A 20,831-nucleotide genomic window follows, 5' to 3' on the forward strand; every position below is an offset into this window, starting at 1 on the left:
CCCGTTCGCAGCACCCCCTGGAGTCCCCTCTTGTCCCCCAAGCGCACCACTCCCACCACCGATGCCACCCGCACATCCCGCACCGGCCGCACCACCCAGCTCACACTGCGTAACGTCGCCAAGACCTTCGCCGACCACCCGGTCCTCACCGACGTCTCACTGACCGTGAAACCCGGGGAGAGGGTGGGCATCGTCGGCGAGAACGGCTCCGGCAAGTCCACGCTGCTGCGCCTGATCGCCGGCCTGGAGACCCCCGACGACGGCACCGTGACCGTCGCGAGCACCGGCGGCATCGGCCATCTCGGCCAGACCCTCGACCTGCCCGGCAGCCACACCGTGCGGCAGGCGATCGACGCCGCCCTCGCCGACCTGCGCGCCATCGAGCGCCGCCTGCGCGAGGTGGAGGCCGATCTGACCGAGGCGCGCCTGACCGAGTACGGCGACCTGCTCACCGCCTTCGAGGCCCGCGGCGGCTACGACGCCGACGCCCGCACCGGCCGGGCGATCCAGGCCCTCGGTCTCGGCGCGATCCCGCCCGACCGCCGCCTCGACGCGCTCTCCGGCGGCGAACGGGCCCGCCTGGGCCTGGCCTGCCTGCTCGCCTCGGCCCCCGAGGTGATGCTGCTCGACGAACCGACCAACCACCTCGACGCGACGTCCCTGACCTGGCTGGAGGAACGCCTGCGCGAACACCCCGGCACCGTGGTGGCGATCTCGCACGACCGCCTGTTCCTGGACCGGGTGGTCCGCGCGATCGTCGAGGTCGAGGCGGGCACCGTGACCCGATACGGCGGCGACTACACCGCGTACCGCGCCGCCCGGCTCGCCGACCGCGCCCGCCGCGCGCAGGCGTACGCCGACTGGAACCGCGAGATCCGCGAGGCCGAGGGCTTCGCCGCGACCACAGCGCACCGGGTCGCACCGGGCCGGGCCGCCAAGGACAACAACAAGATGGCCTACGACCGCAACGCGGGCCGGGTGCAGAACTCGGTGGCGAGCCGGGTCCGCCAGGGCCGCGAACGGCTGCGCCGATTGCGCGCGAACCCGGTGGTCGCACCGCCCGAACCGCTGCGCTTCACCACCGGAATCCGCACCGGCGCGACCTCCGGCCCGCTGATCGAGGCACGCGGCATCCGGGTCGCGGATCGCCTGGTCGTCGACGACCTCCGGATCGAGGCGGGCGATCGGCTGCTCGTCCAGGGCGCCAACGGCGCGGGCAAGACCACCCTCCTGCGGGTCCTGGCCGGCGCCCTGGAACCGGACACGGGCACCGTGCGCCGCCGCGGCCGGATCGGCCGACTGGCCCAGGAACCGGTTTTCGCCGACCCGTCCCGCACGGTGCTCGCCACCTACGCGGCCGGTCGACCGGGCGGGCTCGACGAACACCGCGACCGACTGCTCGCCGGCGGCCTGCTGTCCGCCGAGACGTTCGGCACCCGGGTCGGCGCGCTGTCCGTCGGCCAACGCCAACGCCTGGCCCTGGCCCGGCTGTTGGACCGACCGGCCGACGTCCTGCTGCTGGACGAGCCGACCAACCACCTCTCGCCCACACTGGTCGAGGAACTGGAACAGGCGCTCGACGCCTACTCCGGCGCCCTGGTCGTGGTCTCCCACGACCGCACGCTGCACGACCGGTTCATCGGCACCCGGATCCACCTGACCGAGGGAGTGCTCGTATGACCCCCGATATCCGCGAACTCCCGATCACCGTGCCTGACTCCGGTCCGTACGCGATCGTCTCGGGCCCGGACGGCGCACTGTGGTTCACCCTCGTGCACGCCGGTCGCATCGGCCGACTCGACCCGGCCGGGACGCACACCCTCCACGATCTCGGCGATCCCGGCTGCGGACCGACCGTGCTGGTCACCGGTCCCGACGACGCGTTGTGGTTCACCGAGTACAAGGCCCACCGGATCGGCCGGATCACCGTCGCCGGCGCGGTGACCCACTTCGACCTGCCCACCGCCGGGTCCGGCCCGTTCGGGATCACCGCAGGCCCGGACGGCGCGTTGTGGTTCACCGAGACGGTCGCGAACCGCATCGGTCGGATCGACCCGTCCGGCCGGGTCACCGGCTTCGCGCTGCCGATCGCGGACGCGTTCCCGTCCGCGATCACCACCGGCGCCGACGGCGCGTTGTGGTTCACGCTGAACGCCGCCGACGCGATCGGGCGGATCACCACGAGCGGCGAGGTGAGCATCCACGCACTGCCCGGCAAAGGCGCGGCGCCGGTCGGAATCGCGGCCGGCCCGGACGGCGCGCTGTGGTTCACCGAGATCGGCGCGGGTGCGATCGGCCGACTCGGCCCGAACGGGGAAATCACCGAATTCCCGCTGCCGGACCCGCAGTCTCGCCCGCACGCGGTTGCGCTGGACACGGACGGCAACTGCTGGTTCACCGAATGGGGTGCCAATCGGGTGGGCCGACTCGCCGGGGAAAACACCCTGACGGAGTACGACTTGCCGACGCCGGCCGCCGAACCGCACGGCCTGACCCAGGGTCCGGACGGCGCGATCTGGGTCGCCCTGGAGATCGGCGCCCTGGCCCGGATCACCCCCTGAACGACACCGAAAACCCGCTGGTGAGCGCCGATTCACGCGGCTGCGGCGAGCCGGCCGGACCCGTCCGTTCGGCCCTTCCCCGTCCACTCCCCACCCGTTCCGCGCTCCCCTCGCGCGCCCCCGGGACGCGCCCGGAACGCGCCCGCGCATACGAGGGAATCATCCCCGCGACGCACGTCAAATAATGCAAAGGCTCCTAAAAAGTGCCTATGGTCGAAAGCACGGGGGCGTCGTCGAGCCCGGCGATTGAAGTCACGATGAGGGAGCACCGGATGCTTACCCAACACGCCCGTCAGTCCACGCCGGTTACGCCGACCCAGGCGGGAACCGTCGCGACGCTCATGATCGAGGAGGAGACGACCATCAGTGACGCGCCGCTGTTCGCGCCCGAGGACATCGGTGGCGGACTGCTGGTGCTCGGCCTGCTGCTGTCGCCGAAGCCCCCGAAGGAGCGCTAGGCCGGATCGGATGTCCGCGACATCACCGGTTCCGACGGGAAGTTGATCTAGAACCATGCCCTTCGCCGAGACCTCGCCGCACGAGGACTACACGGCGGCGGTCGAGCGAGTGGCGGGCCGTGCCCTCGGCGTCCTCATGGACGTCGAGGGCACGGTCGTGCCCGCCGGATTCGCCGCCACCGATCCTTGGGCGGCCGAACCGCACGACCGCGACGCCGACTTGCCCGGGCTGCGCGTCCTGGGCTCCGACGCGTTCGCCCCGCACGTACTGCGCGGCACGCCGCTGCCGGCCGATCAGGCCGAGGCCGCCGCCCGCGCGTTCGACCTGTTCCCGCCCGACACGCTGGGCGCCTCGCCCGAGACCGCGTGGATCATCACCTGGCGCGACTGGGCCACCGCCCGCACGCTGACCCGCTTCGGCCTGGCCGTCGACGTCCCGCTGCCGGGCGACGGCGCGCAGGTCGCCGACGCGACGACCTGGCAGGCCTGGTCGGTGCGGATGGCCCAACTCTCCTCCCTGGCCCTGCCCGGCCTGGACGGCCCGATCCACGCCGCCGCCCGAGGAAACGCCGACTCGCTGGCGCGCGGGGTGGTGCGCGCGATGTTGCGCCGCGACTACCGCACCGCCGCCCGGATCGCCCGCTGGCTCGCCTTCGTGGCCGCCGACGGGGTCGCCTTCCCCTTGGAGTTGGACCCGCTGTTGCGCCACGTCCGACTCTTCGGCGGCGGCAGCACCCGCACCGTGCTCGACACCCGCATCGCGCAGCACGTGACCGCACTGGAGGACTCATGACCGGGGGACTGGTCCGGGCGGACGTGCTCAGGACCGCCCACACGATCGGCTCGCGGGCGCTGCGCTGGCTGCACGAGAACGCGCGGTTCGGGCCGTTGCCCACGCACACCGTGGTCGACTTCAACGACCGCGACAGCGCGTACAAACCGCTCGGCGAGACCGCGCTGGCCACTTCGCTGGTGCTGCGCGAGGGCGTCGCCGGGCCCGCCGACCTGGCCGCCGCGCGGGCGCTGATCGAGTTCGCCTGGGGGCAGTTCCGCGACGGTGACTTCCTCTACGAACGCCAGGTGCGACACCCGCTGCTGACCGACCCGCTGGAGACGTACGCGCACTTCGTGCGGGCGGGCATCCGGCACGAGCCGATGGACACGCTGCTGGCGCACCTGTCCGGGCTGCGGTCGGTACACGCGATCGAGATGATGCCCAACCGCCGCCTCGCGGTGGCCAACGCGAGCCGCGTCGCGGGACTGGCCCACCGGCCGAACTGGCCCGCGCTGGCCGCCGACTCGTGGCTGGGCATGACCCCCGAGCCGTGGGTGATCGACTGGATGACCGCGTACCACATGACGCACGCGGTGTTCCACATCACCGACTGGGGCGCGCATCCGGAACTGCTCCCCGCCGAGATCGGCGACTACCTGCGGGCGTGGCTCCCGGTCTGGGTGGACGTGTGGGCCGAGGTCTCCCAGTACGACCTGGTGGGCGAGTTGCTGATCGTCGACGCGTGCCTGCCCGAGCCGGTGTGCGACGCGCAGGGCTGGGAGACGCTCGCGGCGGCGCAGCTCCCCAACGGGCTGCTGCCGCGCGACGCGGATCCCGTGGACGACGACCCGCAACGGGCGTTCAAGGACCACGAACACACGGCGGTGGTCGCGATCGTGGCCGGCACCATCACGTTGGCCCGTTCGCTGGGCAACGCGCCCGAGCCCGCGCTCGGGTGAGCGACCCGAACGCGGCGCCGATCGCGCCGCTGCTGCGGGGTGTGCCGGCCACGGGTGCCCTGGTCGTGGCCACCATCCGGGCCGGCGAGCACTCGGTGGTGTGTCGCGGTACGGCGGTGGACGCCGACTCGCGGTTCGAACTGGGCTCGGTGACCAAGACGTTCACCGCGCTGCTGCTCGCCGACGCGGTCGCGCGCGGCGAGGCGCGGCTGGACGACCCGCTGATCACCTACCTGCCGCCGGGCTCACGACCGCGCTGGTCGTCCGACATCACGCTGTTGCACCTGGCCACGCACACCTCGGGACTGCCGCGGCTGCCGCGCGGTTCGCTGCGCTCGGCGCTGCCCGCGTGGTACTCGAACCCCTACGCGGGCTACGACGAGAAACGGCTGTTCGCGCTGCTCGGGCGGGCCCGGCCGCGGGGCCGCCCCGGCACCCGGGTGTCCTACTCCAACCTGGGGGTGGGGCTGCTCGGACACGCGCTCGCGCGCGCCGCCGGGCAGCCGTATCCGGATCTGGTGGTGGCCCGGCTGGGTGTGCCGCTGGGCCTGACGATGACCACGTGCGACCCGAACGGGCCGCAGGTGACCGGTTATCTGCGCGGCCGGCCCCGGCCGCCGTGGGACATGCCGGGGCTGCCCGCGGCGGGAGCGCTGCGCAGCACCGGGACGGATCTGACCCGGTATCTGGCCGCGCACCTGCACCCGGCGCCGGTACAACCCGCGTCGCTGGCCGAGGCGTTGGTCGAGGTGCGCCGGCCCCGGTTGATCCCGCCGCGCACCGGGGATCGGCTGTGCCTGGTCTGGAATCTGCGGGCCCGGCCCGGGTACGACCTGATCTTCCACGGCGGGTCGACGCGCGGATTCACCGCGTTCGTCGGCTTCAGCCCGCAGGCCGGGGTCGCGCTGGCGGCGCTGGTGAACACGGCGGCGGGACCGAGGGCGCCGTTCCTCCAGACCGCCTACGACGCACTGGGCGAACTCGCGGCGGGGGCGATCGCGCACTGATCGGGTACGGGCCCACGACGCGGCGGAGTTCGGGCACGATCATCGGCGTCCCGGTCGCACCCACCGGTCGCACCCACCGCTCGCACGCGCCGCCGAACCCGCCGGTCACGCGCTGCCGTGCTCGCCGGCCGCCACGACGGGTGCGGCGCGAGGGTCGCCACCGGGTGACCGGCCGGAATCCCGGCGTGAGTCCGCCCGGGGGTCCGGCCGGGTCGGGAGGCTTCCCGGCCCGGCCGGATCCGCATCGGCCCTGCGTTCATCCGATCCGCCCCGATCCGGACCGCGCCTAGTCCTCCGCGTCCAGCGAATCTGCGATCGCGCGGAGCCAGATCACCACCGCCTCGGCGCCCGGATCTATGGTGCCGATCGCGCGGTCGCCGAGGTAGCTGCTGCGGCCTCGACGGGCGCTGTGCGTCGCGGTCTCCTCGGTGCCGGCCGCGGCCGCGTCGATCGCCTCGACCAGGCTCGCGCCGCCGACCAGTGCCTCGCCGGCCGGTACCAGCGCGTCCAGCATGGTGCGGTCGCCGACCCGGGCGCCGCCCAGTTCGCCGATCGCCCGCGCGCCGGCGGCCAGTGCCTCGCGCCAACCGCGCGTTCCCGCGTCCTGCTCCACGACGCCGGCCGCGCGCAGCAACAACACCGAGTACAGCGGCCCGGACGTGCCGCCGAGCGCCCGGCGCACGGTGTCCGCGAGGCCGCGCAGCACGGCGGCCGGCGTGCCGCCGCCGTAACCGGGCAACTCGCGCCCGATCGCTTCGGCGCCGCGCGAGAGGCTGATGCCCAGGTCGCCGTCGCCGACGATCCGGTCCAGCTCGGTCAGGTGCGGTTCGGCCTCGATCAGCGCCGCGCACACCGCCTCGATCGCGCGGGTCAACTGCGTGGGTTCGGTCAGCGCGGTGCCCGCGTCGGCGCCGCCGGGTGCGGGTGCGGCAGGCAACACGGTGACCTCGCCCACCCGGCCGACCACCGGGGTGGGCCACGCGGGCGCCGAGGTGGCCGCGTCCAGGCGGGCGAGCCGGGCGTCGTCGACCCGGAGCAGGGACAACGACATGCCGGCCATCTCCAGCGCGGTCAGGAACGAGCCGCGCCAGGCCCGTTCGAGCACCAGGCCCCGACCCGCCAGGTCGCGTACCGCGCCGCGCAGCACGATGTCCAACTCCATCGTGGGGGTGCCGCCGAGGTTGTTGACCAGCAACGCGACCCGGTCGCCGGCCGCCAGTGCGGTTTCCGCGACGATCCGGTCGAGCAGTTCGGTGACGAACTCGTCGGCGGGCGCGATCTTGTCCCGCCGTACGCCCGCCTCGCCGTGGATGCCCAGGCCCAGCTCGACCTCGTCCTCGCCGAGCTCGAATCCGGGCCGACCGGCCGCCGGCACCGTGCACGGGGTCAGCGCGACGCCCATCGTGCCGACCGCGCGCGCCGCCGCCTCGGCCTCGGCCTTGACCTCGGCCAGGCTCGCACCGGCCTCCGCCGCCGCTCCCGCGATCTTGTGCACGAACACCGTCCCGGCGATCCCGCGCCGGCCCGCGGTGTCGTCGCCGGTCGCGAGCGCCACGTCGTCGGCGACCACGACCAGCTCCACCGCGATCCCCTCGGCTCGCGCCAACTCGGCGGCGAGCCCGAAGTTGAGCCGGTCCCCGGTGTACGACTTGACCACGAGCAACACGCCCGCCGATCCGGCGACGGTGCGGATCGCGGCCAGGATCGTGTCGGTGGACGGCGACGTGAACACGTCGCCCGACACGGCCGCGGTGAGCATCCCGGGCCCGACGTACCCCGCGTGCGCGGGTTCGTGGCCGGCGCCTCCGCCGGAGATCACCGCCACCCGACCGCTCTCCGCGTGGGCCCGGGCGTCCGCGCGCAGCGCGACGTTCTCTCCGGCCAGCAAGGCGATGTCGGGATTGGCCAGCGCCAACCCTTCGAGCATCTCGGGGACGACGTCGCGGGCGGCATTGATCAGCTTCTTCATGGCTGAATCTCTACCTGAAAGCGCGCCGGACCAACCTCACCGGGGGGTCGCGGATCGCCGGCAACCGGACGGGCGGCACCCGCGTGTCCAGGACGGGGGGCCGACGGCGCACGGGCCGCTCGGTTCCCCGGGCACGGTCGACCACCCCGGTGGCCGAACCGGCCGCCCGGCTCGTGGCGGGAGTGGTTCCTCCTCAGGACTTCCACCACGAGCCGGACTCCGCAGCCGCACCGAACCCGTACGGGGATCGGCCCGGGCGCCCGTACGCGACCACCGAGCGGCGATCGGGCACGTCCATCGGGCCGGTGACCGTACCCGACCACCGAGTGCTCGCCCCGCACGACCCGTCCCGACCGGCATGGACTCGTGCCGATTCGGTTCGATACCGGGATGCGCCTTCCGCAACCGCCCCGGTGAGCGGACACTGCTGCGGTCGAGCACCTCTCCCCCACCCTGGGCCGGCCCCGCCCCGCCGCGCGGTCGGCCGGAGCGGAGAACGCCATGCCGAGGAACCCCACCCGCCGACCGCTGATCCGCGCGCTCGCCGGCGCGGCCCTGGCCCTGTCCCTGGCCCTCGCCGGACCCGCCGTCGTGCCCGCCGGTGCCGCCCCGGGCGTGCCGGACATCGGTCCCGACACCGCACCCGGGTTCGGCGTCCAGTGCGTCCAGGCGATCTACTACTCGACCGGCTTCAGCACGCACTACCCCGACCGCGTCTACGGCCCCGAGACGACCGCCGACACCCGGCGGCTGGAACGCGTCCTGGGCCTGCCCGAGGACGGCATCGTCGATCCGGTGCTGGGCGAGGTGATGTACCTGGTCATGGAGATCGGCTCCGGGCCCGGGTCGTGGCACACGATCGGCTGCTGGGACGTGGTCCCCTCGCTGCACTGAACCACCGCGACGCCGACGCGCGGGCCGGAGAGCGGACCCGGCTCGCGCTACTCCGTGGACACCGGTGCGCGTACCTTCCGGGACGCGCCCGGTCGCGGTACGCCGTCCACCGCCACGCAGATCCCGTACACCCGGGCGTGCGAGGTCCAGCCGTTGGCGCGACCCCGGTTGTTGCTGATCTGCACGCGCGCGCGGGCGCGGTCCAGCGCGGAGACCAGGTGCAGGTACATCTTCCCGGCGACCCGGGTCAGCACGATGTCCCCGATTTCGAGGCGGGCCGGGTCGACCGGCGCGACGGTCACGAGTTGGCGACTGCGGATAAGCGGGACCATGGAGGCCCCGCGCGGGCGAAACTCGACGGTGGCGCCGTGCGCCACCTTGGCGGCCATGCTGTCCATCATCCCCATCGCGGAACAGGATGACGGATGAACGCCCGGCCTGCCACGGGTTTTTTCTCGCCTCCGGGGCCGGCACCCGCAACCCCGGCGAGCCGTCCGGAAGGTCGCCCATGAGCACCCGTCGACACCACTACCGATTCGCCCACGTGGTCTTCCGCTCGATCGCCCCGCGCAACGCGGCCGGGCTGCTCGCCGCACCCCTCGACGAGTTGACCGCGCGTACGACGAACCTGTGGGTCGGCGTGGGCAGCCGACTGCCCGAGGAGCAGCGGTTGTCCGCCGAGGGCCTCGCGATGAGCCACGTCCCGTTGGGCGCCGGTTCCGGGCTGTTGGTTCGCATGCCGCCCGCGCTGTTCCCGCCGGAGGCACATTTCGCGCTCGTGGCGGGGCCTGATGTGGTGGGCGAGCCGCGCCACTTCGTGCTGGAGGAGAGCTTGGACGTGGCGACGCGGAAGCGGGCCACGGTCCTGGGCGCGTGGGGGCCGAGGAAACCCACCTGAACCCGGGTCCGGCTCCGGGTCCGGCCGCGGACCCGGACGCGTTCGTCTCGGCGGTCGCGGCGCGCTCGGCGTAGCGCCTTGGGGCGGGGCGGCGCGCTTGGCATGGCGGTTCGGGGGGCGATGCGCTTGACCTAGCGGTGCGGCGGGGTGGGTGCGGCGCGGGGCCCGCTCAGTGTGCCGGGCCGCGCCCGGGGCCGACGTTCGCGTTCGCGATCGCCCGCCACGGGGCGGTCAGGATCGCCCGGTCCGGCTCGGTCGTCAGGTGTGGCGCGCCGAGGGCCATCGCGGCGTGCAGCAGGGCGTGCGTCGCCCGCCTCCACGGTGTGGTCAACACCTCGTCGCCCTGTTCGTCGTCCTCGTCGTACTCGGTCTCGAAGGCCGCCGGGCCGCCGCGTTCGCGCGCGGCGGCGCGTACCGCGCCGGAGACGACCAGGAAACCTCTGCCGATCGGCGACCCGAGCGCACTCGCGCCGGGGACCGAGAGCGTGTACGCGTGGTCGCGGTCACGGTAGGGGGCGGCGTTCGGTTCGCCGGCGAGCCAACGGTCCCAGGCCGCGCCGAAGTACGCCCCGGCCCGCGGTTCGAGCGCCACCGCGAGCCGCGCGGCGGTGTCCGGGGTGAGCGCCCGGGCGGCGTCCAGGATGTCCACCACGGCGTCGCCGTGCGGCCCGAACAACGCGGCCGGCGGCACCTCGGCGAGCACGTCCACCGCGAACGCGCGGGTGTACGGAGCGGGCGCCCGCACCCCCTCGGCGGCCTCGGCCATGGCCGCCCGCTCGGCCTCGCTCACCGGCGGGACCACCGCGACCCGGTACAGGCGTCCCGGCCAGTCGGAGACGATCACGGTCGCCAACGCCCGATCGACCACGATCCACGGCGGCGTCAGGTCCGCCTTGACGATCCGATCGCCGACCGCGGCGCCGGCCATCGGCCCGGGTCGGTCGTCGCGCACGTAGACGAATCCCGACTCGGCGACGGCGAGGGTGTCTCGGGTCATGCGCACAGCGTAGGCCGCTCGTTCGGGCGCCCGGGCCGCCGCCCGCCGGCTAGGGTTTGCGAAGACACCGGGGAGGGTCCGTGACCAAGGTCGTATTCGTGCATGGCGTCGGCAGGCAGTTTCTGAGCGAGGACTCGCTCGCCCGCGACGTCGTCCCCGAACTGCGGGGCGGGGCAAGGCTGGCCGGGGGGCCGGTACCGGAGGCGGAGGAGGTCGGGGTCGCGTTCTACGGCGACCTGTTCCGGCCGGCGGGTGCCCGGTCCGCGGGGGACGAACCGTTCGACGCGGCCGATGTGGAAGAGGGCGTGGAGTTCGACCTGCTGATGGAGTGGTGGGCGCAGGCCGCGCGCGTCGATCCGAGCGTGCCGGGTCCGGACGAGGCCGGCTCGCGCGGGGCGGTCGGCCGACTGGCGTCGCAGTCGTTGCGTCTGAAGACCGTACGGGCGGCCCTGGACGCGTTGACCGGCGCCCGGTTCCTGACCGGCGTGCTCGATCGCGCGCTGATCGGCGACCTGAAGCAGTTGGCGCGCTACCTCACCGACGACGACGTCCGCACCCGGGTGCGGGCCCGGGTGGCGGCGCGGATCACGCCCAGGACGCGGGTGCTGGTGGCCCATTCGCTCGGGTCGGTGGTGGCGTACGAGACGCTGTGCAACACCTCCCACCGCGTGGACACGCTGGTCACCCTGGGCTCGCCGCTGGGCATGCGGGCCCTGGTGCACGCCCGCCTGCGGCCCGAGCCGATCGAGGGCATGGGGTGGTGGCCGCAGGGTCTGCGAACCTGGACCAACGTCGCCGATTCGGCCGATGTGGTCGCCGTGGTCAGCGAGTTGCGGCCGTTCTTCGGCGATCGACTGACCGACGAACTGGTGCACAACGGCAGTCACATGCACGACGCGACGAGGTATCTGACCGCGGTGGAGACGGGGCGGGCGATCGTGGCCGGGCTGCGGGAGCCCGCCGCGCAGGGCGGTCCGTACGGGTGAGCGAACCGCGCCGCTATCTGATCGCCGCCGGCACGGGCACCTACGCGGAACACGAACCCCTGCCCGGCGCGCACCCGGATGTCGCCCGGATCGCGGACCTGTTCGCGGGGATGGGCTACGAGCGGGTGCTGACCGGCGTGTCGCTCGACCCGGACGCCGGCGACTTCGAGGACGCGCTCGCGGACTGGTGCGCGGGGGACACGTTGACCGCGAGCGACATCGTGGTCGTGTACTACGCGGGCCACGGCGACCGGCCGGATGCCGGGCCGTACCGCCTGGCGTGCGCGGGCTCCAAGGCGGCGCGCCCGCGCACGTGGTTGTCGTTGGAGAACCTGGCGTCGGTACTGGCCGCCTCTCCCGCACGCAATGTGCTGTTCATCGTCGACGCGTGCTACGCCGGTGCGGGCTCGCCCGAACTCGCCGCCGTGACGGCGGCTTTCGTCGCGGCTCGGGCCCGGACCGACGCCCCCGGCTCCGGTACCTGGGTGCTGGCCTCGGCCCGGTCGCGCGATCTCGCGGGCGACATGGGCCACTTCGCGACGGAACTCGGGCGCGCGCACGCGGCGGGTGACGGCGCGTCACAGCGCCACCTGTCCCCCGCGCTGCTCGCCGACCGGGTCAACCGGGCCTTCGTCGCGGCGGGATACCGGCAGCTCGCGGTGTGTTCGGTCACCGATCAGTCGATCCAACCCCCGTTCTTTCCCAACCCGGCCTTCGACCCGTCGGCGGAGATCGGTCCGGACGGTCTCGTGGACGGCGAATCCACGGACGTGGCCGCGCACTTCGAGCCGCGCGGACGCGGCGTCGAGCACGTCCACGACCCCGGCTCGTACTTCACCGGCCGCACCCGCGCGCTCGATGTCGTCCGGGCCCGGCTGGGCGGCCCGGGCGGTCGCGGTCCGCTGGCCGTCACCGGTGCGCCGGGTTCGGGCAAGTCGGCGGTGCTCGGCCGCATCGTGCTGGAGGGCGGCATCGCGGGCGGCGCACACCGGGTCGACGTGTCGATCAACGCGCGCCATCAGACGATCGACGCGCTGGTCACCCGCCTGGCGGCGGCCGCGGATGTGCGCGTGTCGAACGTGGACGCGCTGCTGACGGCCCTGGCCGCGCGCGTGGCGCCGTTTTGTGTGGTGCTGGATTCGCTGGACGAGGCCGGGCCGGGCCACGACCCCAACGAGGCACGGCGGATCGCGTGGGAGTTGTTGCGTCCGCTCGGTGACGTGCCGTGCGTGCGCCTGGTGGTGGGCTCGCGGCGCGAACACCTGCGCGATTGGTGCGAGCGCGCACCGATGGTGGATCTGGACACGGCGGAGTACGCGGACGACACGAGCGTCGCCGAGTACGTCGAGCGCATCCTGACCGATGGGCGATCGCCGTACGCCGAGGGCGATTCGGCCACGGCGGCCACCATCGCGCGGGCGGTGGCGCGGCGAGCCGGGCGCTGCTTCCTGGTGGCGCGGATGACGGCGAGCGCGCTGCTGCGGGACGATCCGGTGGATGTGAGGGTGCCGGGGTGGGCCGACGCGTTGCCCTCGGATGTGGGCGGCGCGTTCCGGGCCTACCTGCACCGGCTGCCGCGGGAGCGCCGGTCGACGGCGCTGATCCTGCTCACGGCGTTGGCCTTCGCGGAGGGACACGGGCTGCCCCGGGAAGGGGTGTGGGCGGCGGTCGCGTCACGGTTGTCGGGCGAGTCGGTGGTCGAGCGGGACATCGACGACCTGGTGGACGAGGAGGGCTCGTACCTCACCACCGTGGCGGTCGGCGAGCGACGGTACTTCCGGCTCTATCACCAGGAGTTGGCCGATCACCTCCGGAAGCGGGTGCTGGCCTCGCGGGACCTGACGGACGTCCAGGCGTGCTTCGCCGCGGCGCTGTGGAGCCTGGTGCCGGCCGGCGCGGACGACCGTCCGGACTGGGCGAGGGCGCACGCCTATATCCGGTACCACCTGGCCACGCACAGCGCGGCGGCCGGCACCGTGGGCGAGCTGATCACGGACCCGGCGTTCGTGCTGGCCGCGGGTGCGGTCGACCTGCTGCGGGCGGTCCGACGCGCCCGCGGCGACTCGATGTTGCCGCTGGTCGTCGAACGCTGCGCGGAGGTGCTGCGGGATCGGAGTGTGGACCGGGCCGCCCACCTCGCCTTCGTGGCCCGGGCGAACGGCGAGCACGAATTCGCGGCGCGGGCGCTGGAGTTGTCCGCGTCGACGGAGCGGGTGTGGACGGAGCCCCGGTTGGTGACGCCGCATCGGATCATCGGGCACCACGGCGCGGGAGGATTCTCGGTCCGCGCGATCTCCCCGAACTGGTGGATCGAGGAACTGAAGCCGGCGGGTCGGTCCATGATCCTGGCGCTCCCGCCCGACGGGACGTGCGTGCATGTCTGGGTCCCGGACGAGCCATCGGCGACCAAGACACTGCCGCACCCGGACCCGCTGACCAGTGCCGCGGCGTTCGTGGACGCGAACGACCGGCCCGTGGCCGCCACGCTCGATGTCCCGGGATGCCTGCGGATCTGGGACGTCCACGACGCGGTACCGGTGCTGCGCGTCCCCGACACCGCGTACCGGCGCATTCTCGACACAGGCGTGCTGGCCGACGGGACGTCGGTTGTGGTCTGTGCCGGACAGGGTCGAGTCGACGTTCTGGAGGCGTCCACCGGCCGCCTGCTCCATCGCGTGGATTCCGTCTGGTCCAACGCGGAGCCGACACCGACAGGCGGGCTGATCCACAGGCCGGGACGCGGCGCCTCGTTGCTGCTGTCCGATGAATTCGAGAACTCGGTCACCCTGCACGACATCGAGGCAAATCCGCCGCGCCCTCCGGAAGTCCTCCTCGATGACCTCGGCACCGAATTCACGGTCGCCATCACCAGGAACCCGAAGGGCGACACCTTCATCGCCGTCCTGGAGAAGTCGGGTCCGGCCGTGACGCGCGTGACACTGGCCGATATCGGGCGGGGATCGTCCGTCGCGTTCCCGCTCCCCCATCCCGTCGACCAGGCATGGGGTGGATTCGTCCGCACCGACGGCGAACCCGCTTACATCGTGGGGGACTTCAGGAGGATGTGCACACTGCCGATGTCCGGCCTCCCCGTGCGGACCACCCGCCTGCGTCCGAAGCACGTCTCGATCGCGGCCTCGCGGGGTTCGGATCGGGCGTACGTCGTACAGGCGGGCTGGAAGGGCGCCGTGCACGTCGTCGATGCCGCCGACGGCACCTCGATCGGAGAGCCGCTCTACGGTCACGAGAGCGCCGTATGCGCGCTTCGGGTGCTCTCGTCTGCTCCCACCCGCGGTCTGAACATCCTCGCGGTCGGCAATGACGGAACGGTTCGGCTGTGGAACTGGCAACCGCCGGCGAGCGGTGCCACGACCGGTCCCGGGGATGTCGTCGACGTCGCCGAGCCGGCGTATGTCACGGCCGAGAGCCGGGCGCTCATCGGCCGGCGGGCACCGTCGAAGGAGATTTGGGAGGTTTCCCGACGGGGTGTTCGCATGGTCGACGGCAACCTCTCGGAAGACGCGGACATCTCCCGGACCATCGACCTGTTTCCGTGCGATGTCGTCGCCGACCACTGGTACGAGGACGACGAGGGCATGCTCGGCGTCTTCGAGAGCCTGCCGGATTCGGCCTGGTCCACTGCGGTCGCCTGGCACCGCGTGAGCCCCGACCACGAGGTGCGCACGACTCGACTCGATTTCGCCCGGCGCAAGCCCAACCTCGCGCGGCGGCACATGATTCCTCCCTCGGACGCGCATCCCCACCCACGTCTGGTATCCGTCGATGTCGTCGCGGGTGTGGTCGACTTCGTGTCGCCCACCCGCAACCCGGGAACCGATTGGAGGCTCGCCGCGACCACCGACAGCCTTTCGCGCACCATCGGTTCGACCGCCCTGGCCACGTCGACGGGGCAGCCCTTGCTGATCCTCGCCGAAGGTCCCGAGAATCTGCCCGACGCGGAACCGTCCTTCACCACTCGGCTTCATCTCCGGGATGCGACAAGTGGTGCGAATTTCGGCAGCGGTCTGCTCGAAATGCCGCTGCGGGTGGAACACATGGTGCCGTTCCACACCCGACACGGTGTGCGCTACATCGCCTGTGCGGGCTACGACGGGAGTTGCGGCGTCGTCGATCTGACCGGGAATCGCGTGCACGTCGTCGGCACACCGCCGGTGACGAACCCCCGAAGGATCAGGCTTCCGATCGACGCGTTCGTCGGCCCGCACCACCTGCGCTGGGCGCGGCTCCCGTCGAACGATCCACTGTTGGTCTGGATGGTCGCCGCGTTTCCACATCATGACCCCGTGGTTCCCATGGCGGTACACACGTGGCATTCCGCGTCCCCGACCCGCCCCGGCCGACTCGCCGTCCCCGCCAAGCGCCTCCTCTGGGCCGGCAACTCGCCCAACGGTGAAGCCGCCGTCCTGGTCAACGACGAGCACGGGATCGCCCTGTGCCACCTCCCCTCCGGCGAGCTGATCTGGCGTACCCCACTCCCCGCCCTGCTCAACGACGCCGCCGTCCTGGCCGACTTCGACATGGCCGTCGCCACGCAGCAGGGCGTCGTACTCCTGCGCCCCCGCCTGTCCACCGCCTGGCGGCGCCGGCTCGGACTGGCCCGGGACTGACACCCGTCACCCCCGCCCTGCCCCTGCCCCTTCCCCCGTCACCCGCCGGCCGGTGGTCGCGGACAACCCGGTTGCCCGGAAAACCGCGGACCGGACACAATTGCGCGACCAGCGATCGACCCAGGGCGGCGGCGACGACCGCGGCGACCGCCCGTACCACCAGCGGGGGCAAGCGTGATCGAGACCAGCGCGATACTCGGAGTGAGCGCCGTCGCGCTCGGGATGGTGCTGACGCCCGGCCCGAACATGATGTACGTGACCTCGCGCAGCATCACCCAGGGGCGTCGGGCCGGCCTGGTGTCGCTGCTCGGTGTCGGGCTCGGCTTCCTGATCTACATGTCGATGGCCAATCTCGGCCTCTCCGCCGTGTTCATCGTCGTGCCCGAGCTGTACGTGGCGGTCAAGATCGCCGGCGCCGCCTATCTCGGCTGGCTCGCCTGGCAGGCGCTGCGACCCGGTGGCGTCTCGGCGTTCAGCCCGCAGGAGCTCGCGCCGGACTCGAATCGGCGGCTGTTCACCATGGGCCTGCTGACGAACCTGCTGAACCCCAAGGCCGCGATCATGTACCTGTCGCTGATCCCGCAGTTCGTCGACCCGAACGCCGGGCACGTGCTGCTCCAGGGCTTCGCGCTGGGCAGCATCCAGATCGTGATCAGCCTGACGGTGAACTCGATCCTGGTCCTCGCCGCCGGATCCATCGCGGTCTTCCTGGCCCGGCGGCCGTCCTGGCTGCGCGTCCAGCGCTACGTGATGGGCACGGTGCTGGGCGGGCTCGCGATCAAGCTGGCCACCGACCGGAGCCACCCGGCGACCGCCTGACACACAGCGAGACGAGGAGCGGCATGCGGCTCGGCGAGTACGCGAAGTACGACGCGATCGGTCTGCGCGACCTGATCCGCGCCGGCGAGGTCACCTCGGCCGAGGTGGAAGGGGCCGCCCGGCAGGCGCTCGGGGTCGCCGACGCCGCCGTGCACGGCCTCGCGCTGCCCGCCTTCGAGCCCGCGCTCGAGCGCTCGCCCGACCCCGACGCCGCGTTCGCCGGCGTGCCGTTCCTGATCAAGGACACCGGGCCGGTCGCGGCGGGCGTCCCGTTCTTCCTGGGCAGCCGCGCCGTACCGGGCGTCGTCCCGGCGCACGACAGCGACCTGATGACCCGGTTCCGGGCCGCCGGCCTGGTCACCCTGGGCCTGACCACCGCGCCCGAGATGGCGATCAGCTTCGCGACGGAGTCCGCCAAGTACGGCGTCACCCGCAACCCCTGGGACCTCGACCGTGGAGTCGGCGGCTCCAGCGGTGGCCCGGCGGCCCTGGTCGCGGCCGGCGCGGTACCGATCGCGCACGCCACCGACGGCCCAGAGCACCTCGGGCCTACCGATCGGCGTGCAACTGGTGGCCCCCTACGGCCGCGAGGACACCCTCTTCCGCCTCGCCACCCTCCTCGAACAAGCCCTCCCCTGGCACCACCGCACACCCCCCACCTTCGTCACCGAATAGCCCCCAACTCCAGCTCCGGGTACGGAGGCGGCAACACGATCCGTTCCGCCAGGTCGAATTCCGCACGGGCCCGATAGACGGGATGACCTTCGCGATCAAGCCCCGGCAGCGTATGCACCACGGCCTTGCCGAAGTCGCGATCGATGAGCAGATAAACGGGAATATCGGCCCGAGCGTACGCTCGGGCCTTCGGCCCACGATCGTTGTAGGGGTCGGAGCTGGTCACCTCACCGACCAGGGCCAACATGGACGCCGACATCCAGTTCGCGTGGTGCCCCGCGGCGCCGATCTCGGCCTCGTTCGGCGCCCGCCGCGCGACGAAGACGTCGGGAATGACGTGGGAACCGTCGCTCCCGCGACAGTGGCCCGGCCGAAGGCAGAATCCGACATCGCCGTGTGACGCGTCGATACCGGCGGCTCCCCAGGTCGTGACGATCGCCCGGATGATCTTGTGATGCTCCCAGTCCGGCATCGGGGACACCGCGATAACCCCCTCGACGACCTCGACGCGCCAGCCGTCGGGCACATGGAGACCGTCCGCCACATCAACCGCCACCGTTTCGGGCGGGCAGCCGGGCGGCTCGTATACGGCGGTCATCGCACACACCTCCAAGCGGGTCGAAGCACTCCTATTGTGGAACGACGATCAAGGAACGCCGGGCATGACCGGCGGTCGTCCTCAGGAAACCGGGTTCGCCGTTCAAGCGCCGGTGTTCCTCAGGGGTTCACTCGTTCGAGTGCTCGATCGCATTCGGAGGAGGCGGAGCCGGGTGTGCGGTCTCCGGCTTGGGGTGCTCGGGTGGGGGTGCTCGGGTGAGGTGGGGCTACTCGGGTTGCGGGGCGGTCGGGGAGGGGGTGGTGGTGATGCGTTTGTGGGCCATGTCGCGGATGTCGTGCGGGAGTTCCGCTATGTCGAGGAGTCGGGGCAGCAGGTCGGGCTCGAGGGTCAGGGCTCGGAAGCAGATGCCTGTGGTGACGTCGTGGGACGGACGGGACACGATCGTGATCGGGGCACCCGAGGCCACCTCGCCCGGTTCGATCACGCGCAGGTAGGTGCCCGGGAGCGCCCGTTCGGTGAAGCGCCGCACCCATCGCCGCTCGTCCAGCCAGTGCGCGAATGTCGCGCACGGGATGCGCGGGACGGAGACCTCCAACAGTGGACCCGCCTCGCCCACGCGCCAGCGCTCACCGATCAGCGCGGCCTCCAGGTCCAGGCCGGACGTGGTGAGGTTCTCCCCGAAGCTGCCGTTGCCCAGTTCGCGGCCGAACTCGCGGGCCCACATGTCCAGGTTCTCCCGCGCGTACGCGTAGACGGCCTGATCGTCGCCGCCGTGGTGCCGTCGGTCGTACACCCCGTCGCCGACCAGTCCGCTGCCCAGTCCCGAATCCTTGGGGCCGGGCGCGCGTACGGCGACCGGATGGTCGACCGGTCGCTTGTCGATCCCCGTCGTGGTGACGTCGGACTTCGTCGGGTTGGGTCGGGGGTGGGCCAGGTTGACGGAGATCACATGCGGCATACCGGCAGGCTACCGGGCCGGGCCGCGAAGGCGCCGTCGGGCCGATTCACCGCCGAATCCCGGTGATTGCGCGGTCGATCACCGCGTATCCCGGGCCGAACTCGGGCAAACACCAGTTATCGGCGCCCTCGGGGACGCCGAGGCCCGGGTGTCCGGGCTTCAGGGAGGGACCACGGCATGAGTTCGCTGTCGAACACCATCAAGAAGATCCAGGGATACATCCGGCGCAATCCGCGCCAGGTCGAGCAGGGCCGCCGGCTCGTGCGAGACCGACTCGCCCGTCGCCGCGGCGGTCGTGGCGGCAGCGGCGGCACGGGCAACCCGCCCACCGGCACCGGCTGACCCTTTCGCCCCGGGGCGAACGCACCGCGCTCACCCGCGAATTCGAAGCGCGCACCCACCGGGCCGGCCACACCGGCACCGGTGCCCCGCCCCGGGCCGCACCGCGAACTCCGTGGCGCCCGGGCCCCCGTCCGGTCCCCTCCCGCCTCGCCCGAAACCCGCCCGCGTGTCGGCCCACTCGCAACAGGCGCTCCCACAGGCGGATTTCGGCGCGGCGGAGACCAGTCCATCACCCGTGGTCGATCACGACGTTCCCCACGAACCCACCCTTGCGGTAGTAGCGCAACGCCTCCGGAACCTCGTCGAAGCCGAACTCCCGGTGCACGCACGGCCGCAGCCGCCACATGTCCACCGCCCGGTGCAGCGCCTCGAACTGTGCCCGACTGCCCACCGCGAGCGGACGCAGCACCGCGCCCGCGTTGAACAGCGCGGCCGGCGACGGCGACGCGTCGGGCGCGTCCGACCCCAACCAGTGGCCGACGAAGGCGATCTCGCCGCCGAGCGCGGTCGCGGCCAGGGACTGGGTCAGGTTCCCCGCGACGTCCACCACCCGGTCGACCCCGCGCCCGCCGGTCACCCGCCGCACCTCCTCGCCCCAGCGGGGGTGTTCGCGGTAGTCGACCACCTCGTCCGCACCCAGCTCGCGCAGTCGTTCCGCCTTGTCCGGGCTCGACGTGGTGGCGATCACCCGCGCACCCGACGCCTTGGCGAGTTGTACCGCGAACAGGGACACGGCTCCCGTGCCGAGCGTCAGCACGCTCTCGCCCGGCAGCGGCGGTCGCCCTCCGGTCAGCGCGTTCCACGCCGTCACCGCGGTGAGCGGGAGGGTGGCGGCCTCCGCGAAGGACAGGTGCGCGGGGATGTGCACCAGCGCCTGCTCGCCGACCAGCGCGAACTCGGTGAGCATGCCGTCGCGCGAACTGCCGAGCTGCGCCGCGTAGGCCGGCGCGAACGGCCCGTCGATCCAGTCCGGGAACACGGTCGCCGCCACCCGGTCGCCGACCCGGGCCCGGGTGACGCCCGCCCCGATCGCGACCACCTCACCCACCCCGGCGCACCCGGGAACGACGTCGGGCGACACCGGCAGCGGATAGTCGCCGGCCAGGACCAGCAGTTCGCGCAAGCTCAGCGAGGTCGCCCGCACCCGGACCAGCACCTGCCCGGGCCCGGGCTCCGGCTCGTCGTGCGCACGGACGGTGACGCCGTCGATACCGGCGCCGGGTGCCAGGTGGTAGCTCTTCATCGCGTTGTGCCTTTCTCGACGGATCACGAACCGCCCCGTTCGGCGGGCTGTGGAAGGATCCTGCGACAGGCCCCCGAGCCCGGCAATTCCCGCCGGGGAATTG

Annotated in this window: 19 protein-coding genes; 13 read left to right on the forward strand and 6 right to left on the reverse strand. The window is 72.7% G+C overall.

What is annotated here, in order from left to right:
• Nucleotides 1-105 precede the first annotated feature (105 nt).
• From abc-f to ACWCPW_RS02140, 6 genes are all read left to right on the forward strand, one after another.
• Entirely contained in the window at nt 106-1,680 is a 1,575-nt protein-coding gene (abc-f, locus tag ACWCPW_RS02115) for a ribosomal protection-like ABC-F family protein (RefSeq protein WP_449759875.1), read from the forward strand.
• A complete protein-coding gene (locus ACWCPW_RS02120; protein ID WP_449759664.1) occupies nt 1,677-2,561 on the forward strand; it encodes a Vgb family protein in 885 nt (294 codons plus the stop codon). Before abc-f ends, ACWCPW_RS02120 begins: the two co-directional genes overlap by 4 nt.
• Before the next feature lie 272 nt (nt 2,562-2,833).
• A complete protein-coding gene (locus ACWCPW_RS02125; RefSeq protein ID WP_449759665.1) occupies nt 2,834-3,019 on the forward strand; it encodes a hypothetical protein in 186 nt (61 codons plus the stop codon).
• A gap of 55 nt (nt 3,020-3,074) precedes the next feature.
• Complete coding sequence (locus ACWCPW_RS02130; RefSeq protein WP_449759666.1) at nt 3,075-3,812, forward strand: hypothetical protein; 738 nt, start codon at nt 3,075-3,077, stop codon at nt 3,810-3,812.
• Nucleotides 3,809-4,753: a DUF6895 family protein gene (locus ACWCPW_RS02135; protein WP_449759667.1), complete on the forward strand. Its 945-nt coding sequence runs from the start codon at nt 3,809-3,811 to the stop codon at nt 4,751-4,753. The genes ACWCPW_RS02130 and ACWCPW_RS02135 overlap by 4 nt, the downstream gene beginning before the upstream one ends.
• Nucleotides 4,750-5,760 carry a serine hydrolase domain-containing protein gene (locus ACWCPW_RS02140; protein ID WP_449759668.1) on the forward strand — a complete coding sequence of 337 codons (1,011 nt, stop codon included), beginning with the start codon at nt 4,750-4,752 and terminating at the stop codon, nt 5,758-5,760. The genes ACWCPW_RS02135 and ACWCPW_RS02140 overlap by 4 nt, the downstream gene beginning before the upstream one ends.
• A 286-nt stretch (nt 5,761-6,046) precedes the next feature.
• Here the strand turns inward: ACWCPW_RS02140 and ACWCPW_RS02145 are convergent, their stop codons facing one another.
• A complete protein-coding gene (locus tag ACWCPW_RS02145; protein ID WP_449759669.1) occupies nt 6,047-7,729 on the reverse strand; it encodes a dihydroxyacetone kinase family protein in 1,683 nt (560 codons plus the stop codon).
• Between the two features lie 501 nt (nt 7,730-8,230).
• Between ACWCPW_RS02145 and ACWCPW_RS02150 the strand changes: the two genes are divergently transcribed.
• Nucleotides 8,231-8,623 (forward strand): peptidoglycan-binding domain-containing protein, encoded by a 393-nt coding sequence (locus ACWCPW_RS02150; RefSeq protein WP_449759670.1) that lies wholly within the window; start codon nt 8,231-8,233, stop codon nt 8,621-8,623.
• 47 nt (nt 8,624-8,670) lie between these two features.
• Here the strand turns inward: ACWCPW_RS02150 and ACWCPW_RS02155 are convergent, their stop codons facing one another.
• The gene (locus tag ACWCPW_RS02155; protein ID WP_449759671.1) at nt 8,671-9,012 is read right to left on the reverse strand and encodes a S26 family signal peptidase; all 342 of its coding nucleotides are present in this window, start codon (nt 9,010-9,012) and stop codon (nt 8,671-8,673) included.
• 119 nt (nt 9,013-9,131) lie between these two features.
• Here ACWCPW_RS02155 and ACWCPW_RS02160 point away from each other — a divergent pair, with 119 nt between their 5' ends.
• Nucleotides 9,132-9,521 carry a hypothetical protein gene (locus ACWCPW_RS02160; protein ID WP_449759672.1) on the forward strand — a complete coding sequence of 130 codons (390 nt, stop codon included), beginning with the start codon at nt 9,132-9,134 and terminating at the stop codon, nt 9,519-9,521.
• 169 nt (nt 9,522-9,690) lie between these two features.
• Here the strand turns inward: ACWCPW_RS02160 and ACWCPW_RS02165 are convergent, their stop codons facing one another.
• Nucleotides 9,691-10,518 carry a hypothetical protein gene (locus tag ACWCPW_RS02165; RefSeq protein ID WP_449759673.1) on the reverse strand — a complete coding sequence of 276 codons (828 nt, stop codon included), beginning with the start codon at nt 10,516-10,518 and terminating at the stop codon, nt 9,691-9,693.
• A gap of 80 nt (nt 10,519-10,598) precedes the next feature.
• Here ACWCPW_RS02165 and ACWCPW_RS02170 point away from each other — a divergent pair, with 80 nt between their 5' ends.
• The 4 genes from ACWCPW_RS02170 to ACWCPW_RS02185 all read left to right on the forward strand — a co-directional run bounded on the left by ACWCPW_RS02170 (nt 10,599) and on the right by ACWCPW_RS02185 (nt 17,703).
• Complete coding sequence (locus tag ACWCPW_RS02170; protein ID WP_449759674.1) at nt 10,599-11,504, forward strand: alpha/beta hydrolase; 906 nt, start codon at nt 10,599-10,601, stop codon at nt 11,502-11,504.
• Nucleotides 11,501-16,132, forward strand: coding sequence for a caspase family protein (locus ACWCPW_RS02175; RefSeq protein ID WP_449759675.1), 4,632 nt, complete (start codon nt 11,501-11,503; stop codon nt 16,130-16,132). The genes ACWCPW_RS02170 and ACWCPW_RS02175 overlap by 4 nt, the downstream gene beginning before the upstream one ends.
• A 174-nt stretch (nt 16,133-16,306) precedes the next feature.
• The gene (locus tag ACWCPW_RS02180) at nt 16,307-16,951 is read left to right on the forward strand and encodes a LysE family translocator (RefSeq protein WP_449759676.1); all 645 of its coding nucleotides are present in this window, start codon (nt 16,307-16,309) and stop codon (nt 16,949-16,951) included.
• A 23-nt stretch (nt 16,952-16,974) separates the two neighbouring features.
• Nucleotides 16,975-17,703 carry an amidase family protein gene (locus tag ACWCPW_RS02185; protein WP_449759677.1) on the forward strand — a complete coding sequence of 243 codons (729 nt, stop codon included), beginning with the start codon at nt 16,975-16,977 and terminating at the stop codon, nt 17,701-17,703.
• Here ACWCPW_RS02185 and ACWCPW_RS02190 read toward each other — a convergent pair.
• A complete protein-coding gene (locus tag ACWCPW_RS02190) occupies nt 17,616-18,224 on the reverse strand; it encodes a Uma2 family endonuclease (RefSeq protein ID WP_449759678.1) in 609 nt (202 codons plus the stop codon). The two genes, ACWCPW_RS02185 and ACWCPW_RS02190, sit on opposite strands and share 88 nt — an antisense overlap.
• 226 nt (nt 18,225-18,450) lie before the next feature.
• Complete coding sequence (locus ACWCPW_RS02195; protein WP_449759679.1) at nt 18,451-19,143, reverse strand: MOSC domain-containing protein; 693 nt, start codon at nt 19,141-19,143, stop codon at nt 18,451-18,453.
• A gap of 177 nt (nt 19,144-19,320) precedes the next feature.
• Here ACWCPW_RS02195 and ACWCPW_RS02200 point away from each other — a divergent pair, with 177 nt between their 5' ends.
• Complete coding sequence (locus ACWCPW_RS02200) at nt 19,321-19,485, forward strand: hypothetical protein (RefSeq protein ID WP_449759680.1); 165 nt, start codon at nt 19,321-19,323, stop codon at nt 19,483-19,485.
• 229 nt (nt 19,486-19,714) lie between these two features.
• Here the strand turns inward: ACWCPW_RS02200 and ACWCPW_RS02205 are convergent, their stop codons facing one another.
• Nucleotides 19,715-20,728, reverse strand: coding sequence for a zinc-dependent alcohol dehydrogenase family protein (locus tag ACWCPW_RS02205; RefSeq protein WP_449759681.1), 1,014 nt, complete (start codon nt 20,726-20,728; stop codon nt 19,715-19,717).
• Between the last annotated feature and the right edge of the window lie 103 nt (nt 20,729-20,831).

Source organism: Embleya sp. NPDC001921, from assembly GCF_053594475.1.

Bases quoted from the DNA above. Each gene is read 5' to 3' on its own strand.
- ACWCPW_RS02200 (WP_449759680.1), top strand. From the start codon at position 19,321: ATGAGTTCGCTGTCGAACACCATCAAGAAGATCCAGGGATACATCCGG.
- ACWCPW_RS02160 (WP_449759672.1), top strand. From the start codon at position 9,132: ATGAGCACCCGTCGACACCACTACCGATTCGCCCACGTGGTCTTCCGC.
- ACWCPW_RS02125 (WP_449759665.1), top strand. From the start codon at position 2,834: ATGCTTACCCAACACGCCCGTCAGTCCACGCCGGTTACGCCGACCCAG.
- ACWCPW_RS02145 (WP_449759669.1), bottom strand. From the start codon at position 7,729: ATGAAGAAGCTGATCAATGCCGCCCGCGACGTCGTCCCCGAGATGCTC.
- ACWCPW_RS02190 (WP_449759678.1), bottom strand. From the start codon at position 18,224: ATGACCGCCGTATACGAGCCGCCCGGCTGCCCGCCCGAAACGGTGGCG.
- ACWCPW_RS02165 (WP_449759673.1), bottom strand. From the start codon at position 10,518: ATGACCCGAGACACCCTCGCCGTCGCCGAGTCGGGATTCGTCTACGTG.
- ACWCPW_RS02135 (WP_449759667.1), top strand. From the start codon at position 3,809: ATGACCGGGGGACTGGTCCGGGCGGACGTGCTCAGGACCGCCCACACG.
- ACWCPW_RS02185 (WP_449759677.1), top strand. From the start codon at position 16,975: ATGCGGCTCGGCGAGTACGCGAAGTACGACGCGATCGGTCTGCGCGAC.
- ACWCPW_RS02205 (WP_449759681.1), bottom strand. From the start codon at position 20,728: ATGAAGAGCTACCACCTGGCACCCGGCGCCGGTATCGACGGCGTCACC.
- ACWCPW_RS02120 (WP_449759664.1), top strand. From the start codon at position 1,677: ATGACCCCCGATATCCGCGAACTCCCGATCACCGTGCCTGACTCCGGT.
- ACWCPW_RS02195 (WP_449759679.1), bottom strand. From the start codon at position 19,143: ATGCCGCATGTGATCTCCGTCAACCTGGCCCACCCCCGACCCAACCCG.
- ACWCPW_RS02150 (WP_449759670.1), top strand. From the start codon at position 8,231: ATGCCGAGGAACCCCACCCGCCGACCGCTGATCCGCGCGCTCGCCGGC.
- ACWCPW_RS02155 (WP_449759671.1), bottom strand. From the start codon at position 9,012: ATGGCCGCCAAGGTGGCGCACGGCGCCACCGTCGAGTTTCGCCCGCGC.
- ACWCPW_RS02130 (WP_449759666.1), top strand. From the start codon at position 3,075: ATGCCCTTCGCCGAGACCTCGCCGCACGAGGACTACACGGCGGCGGTC.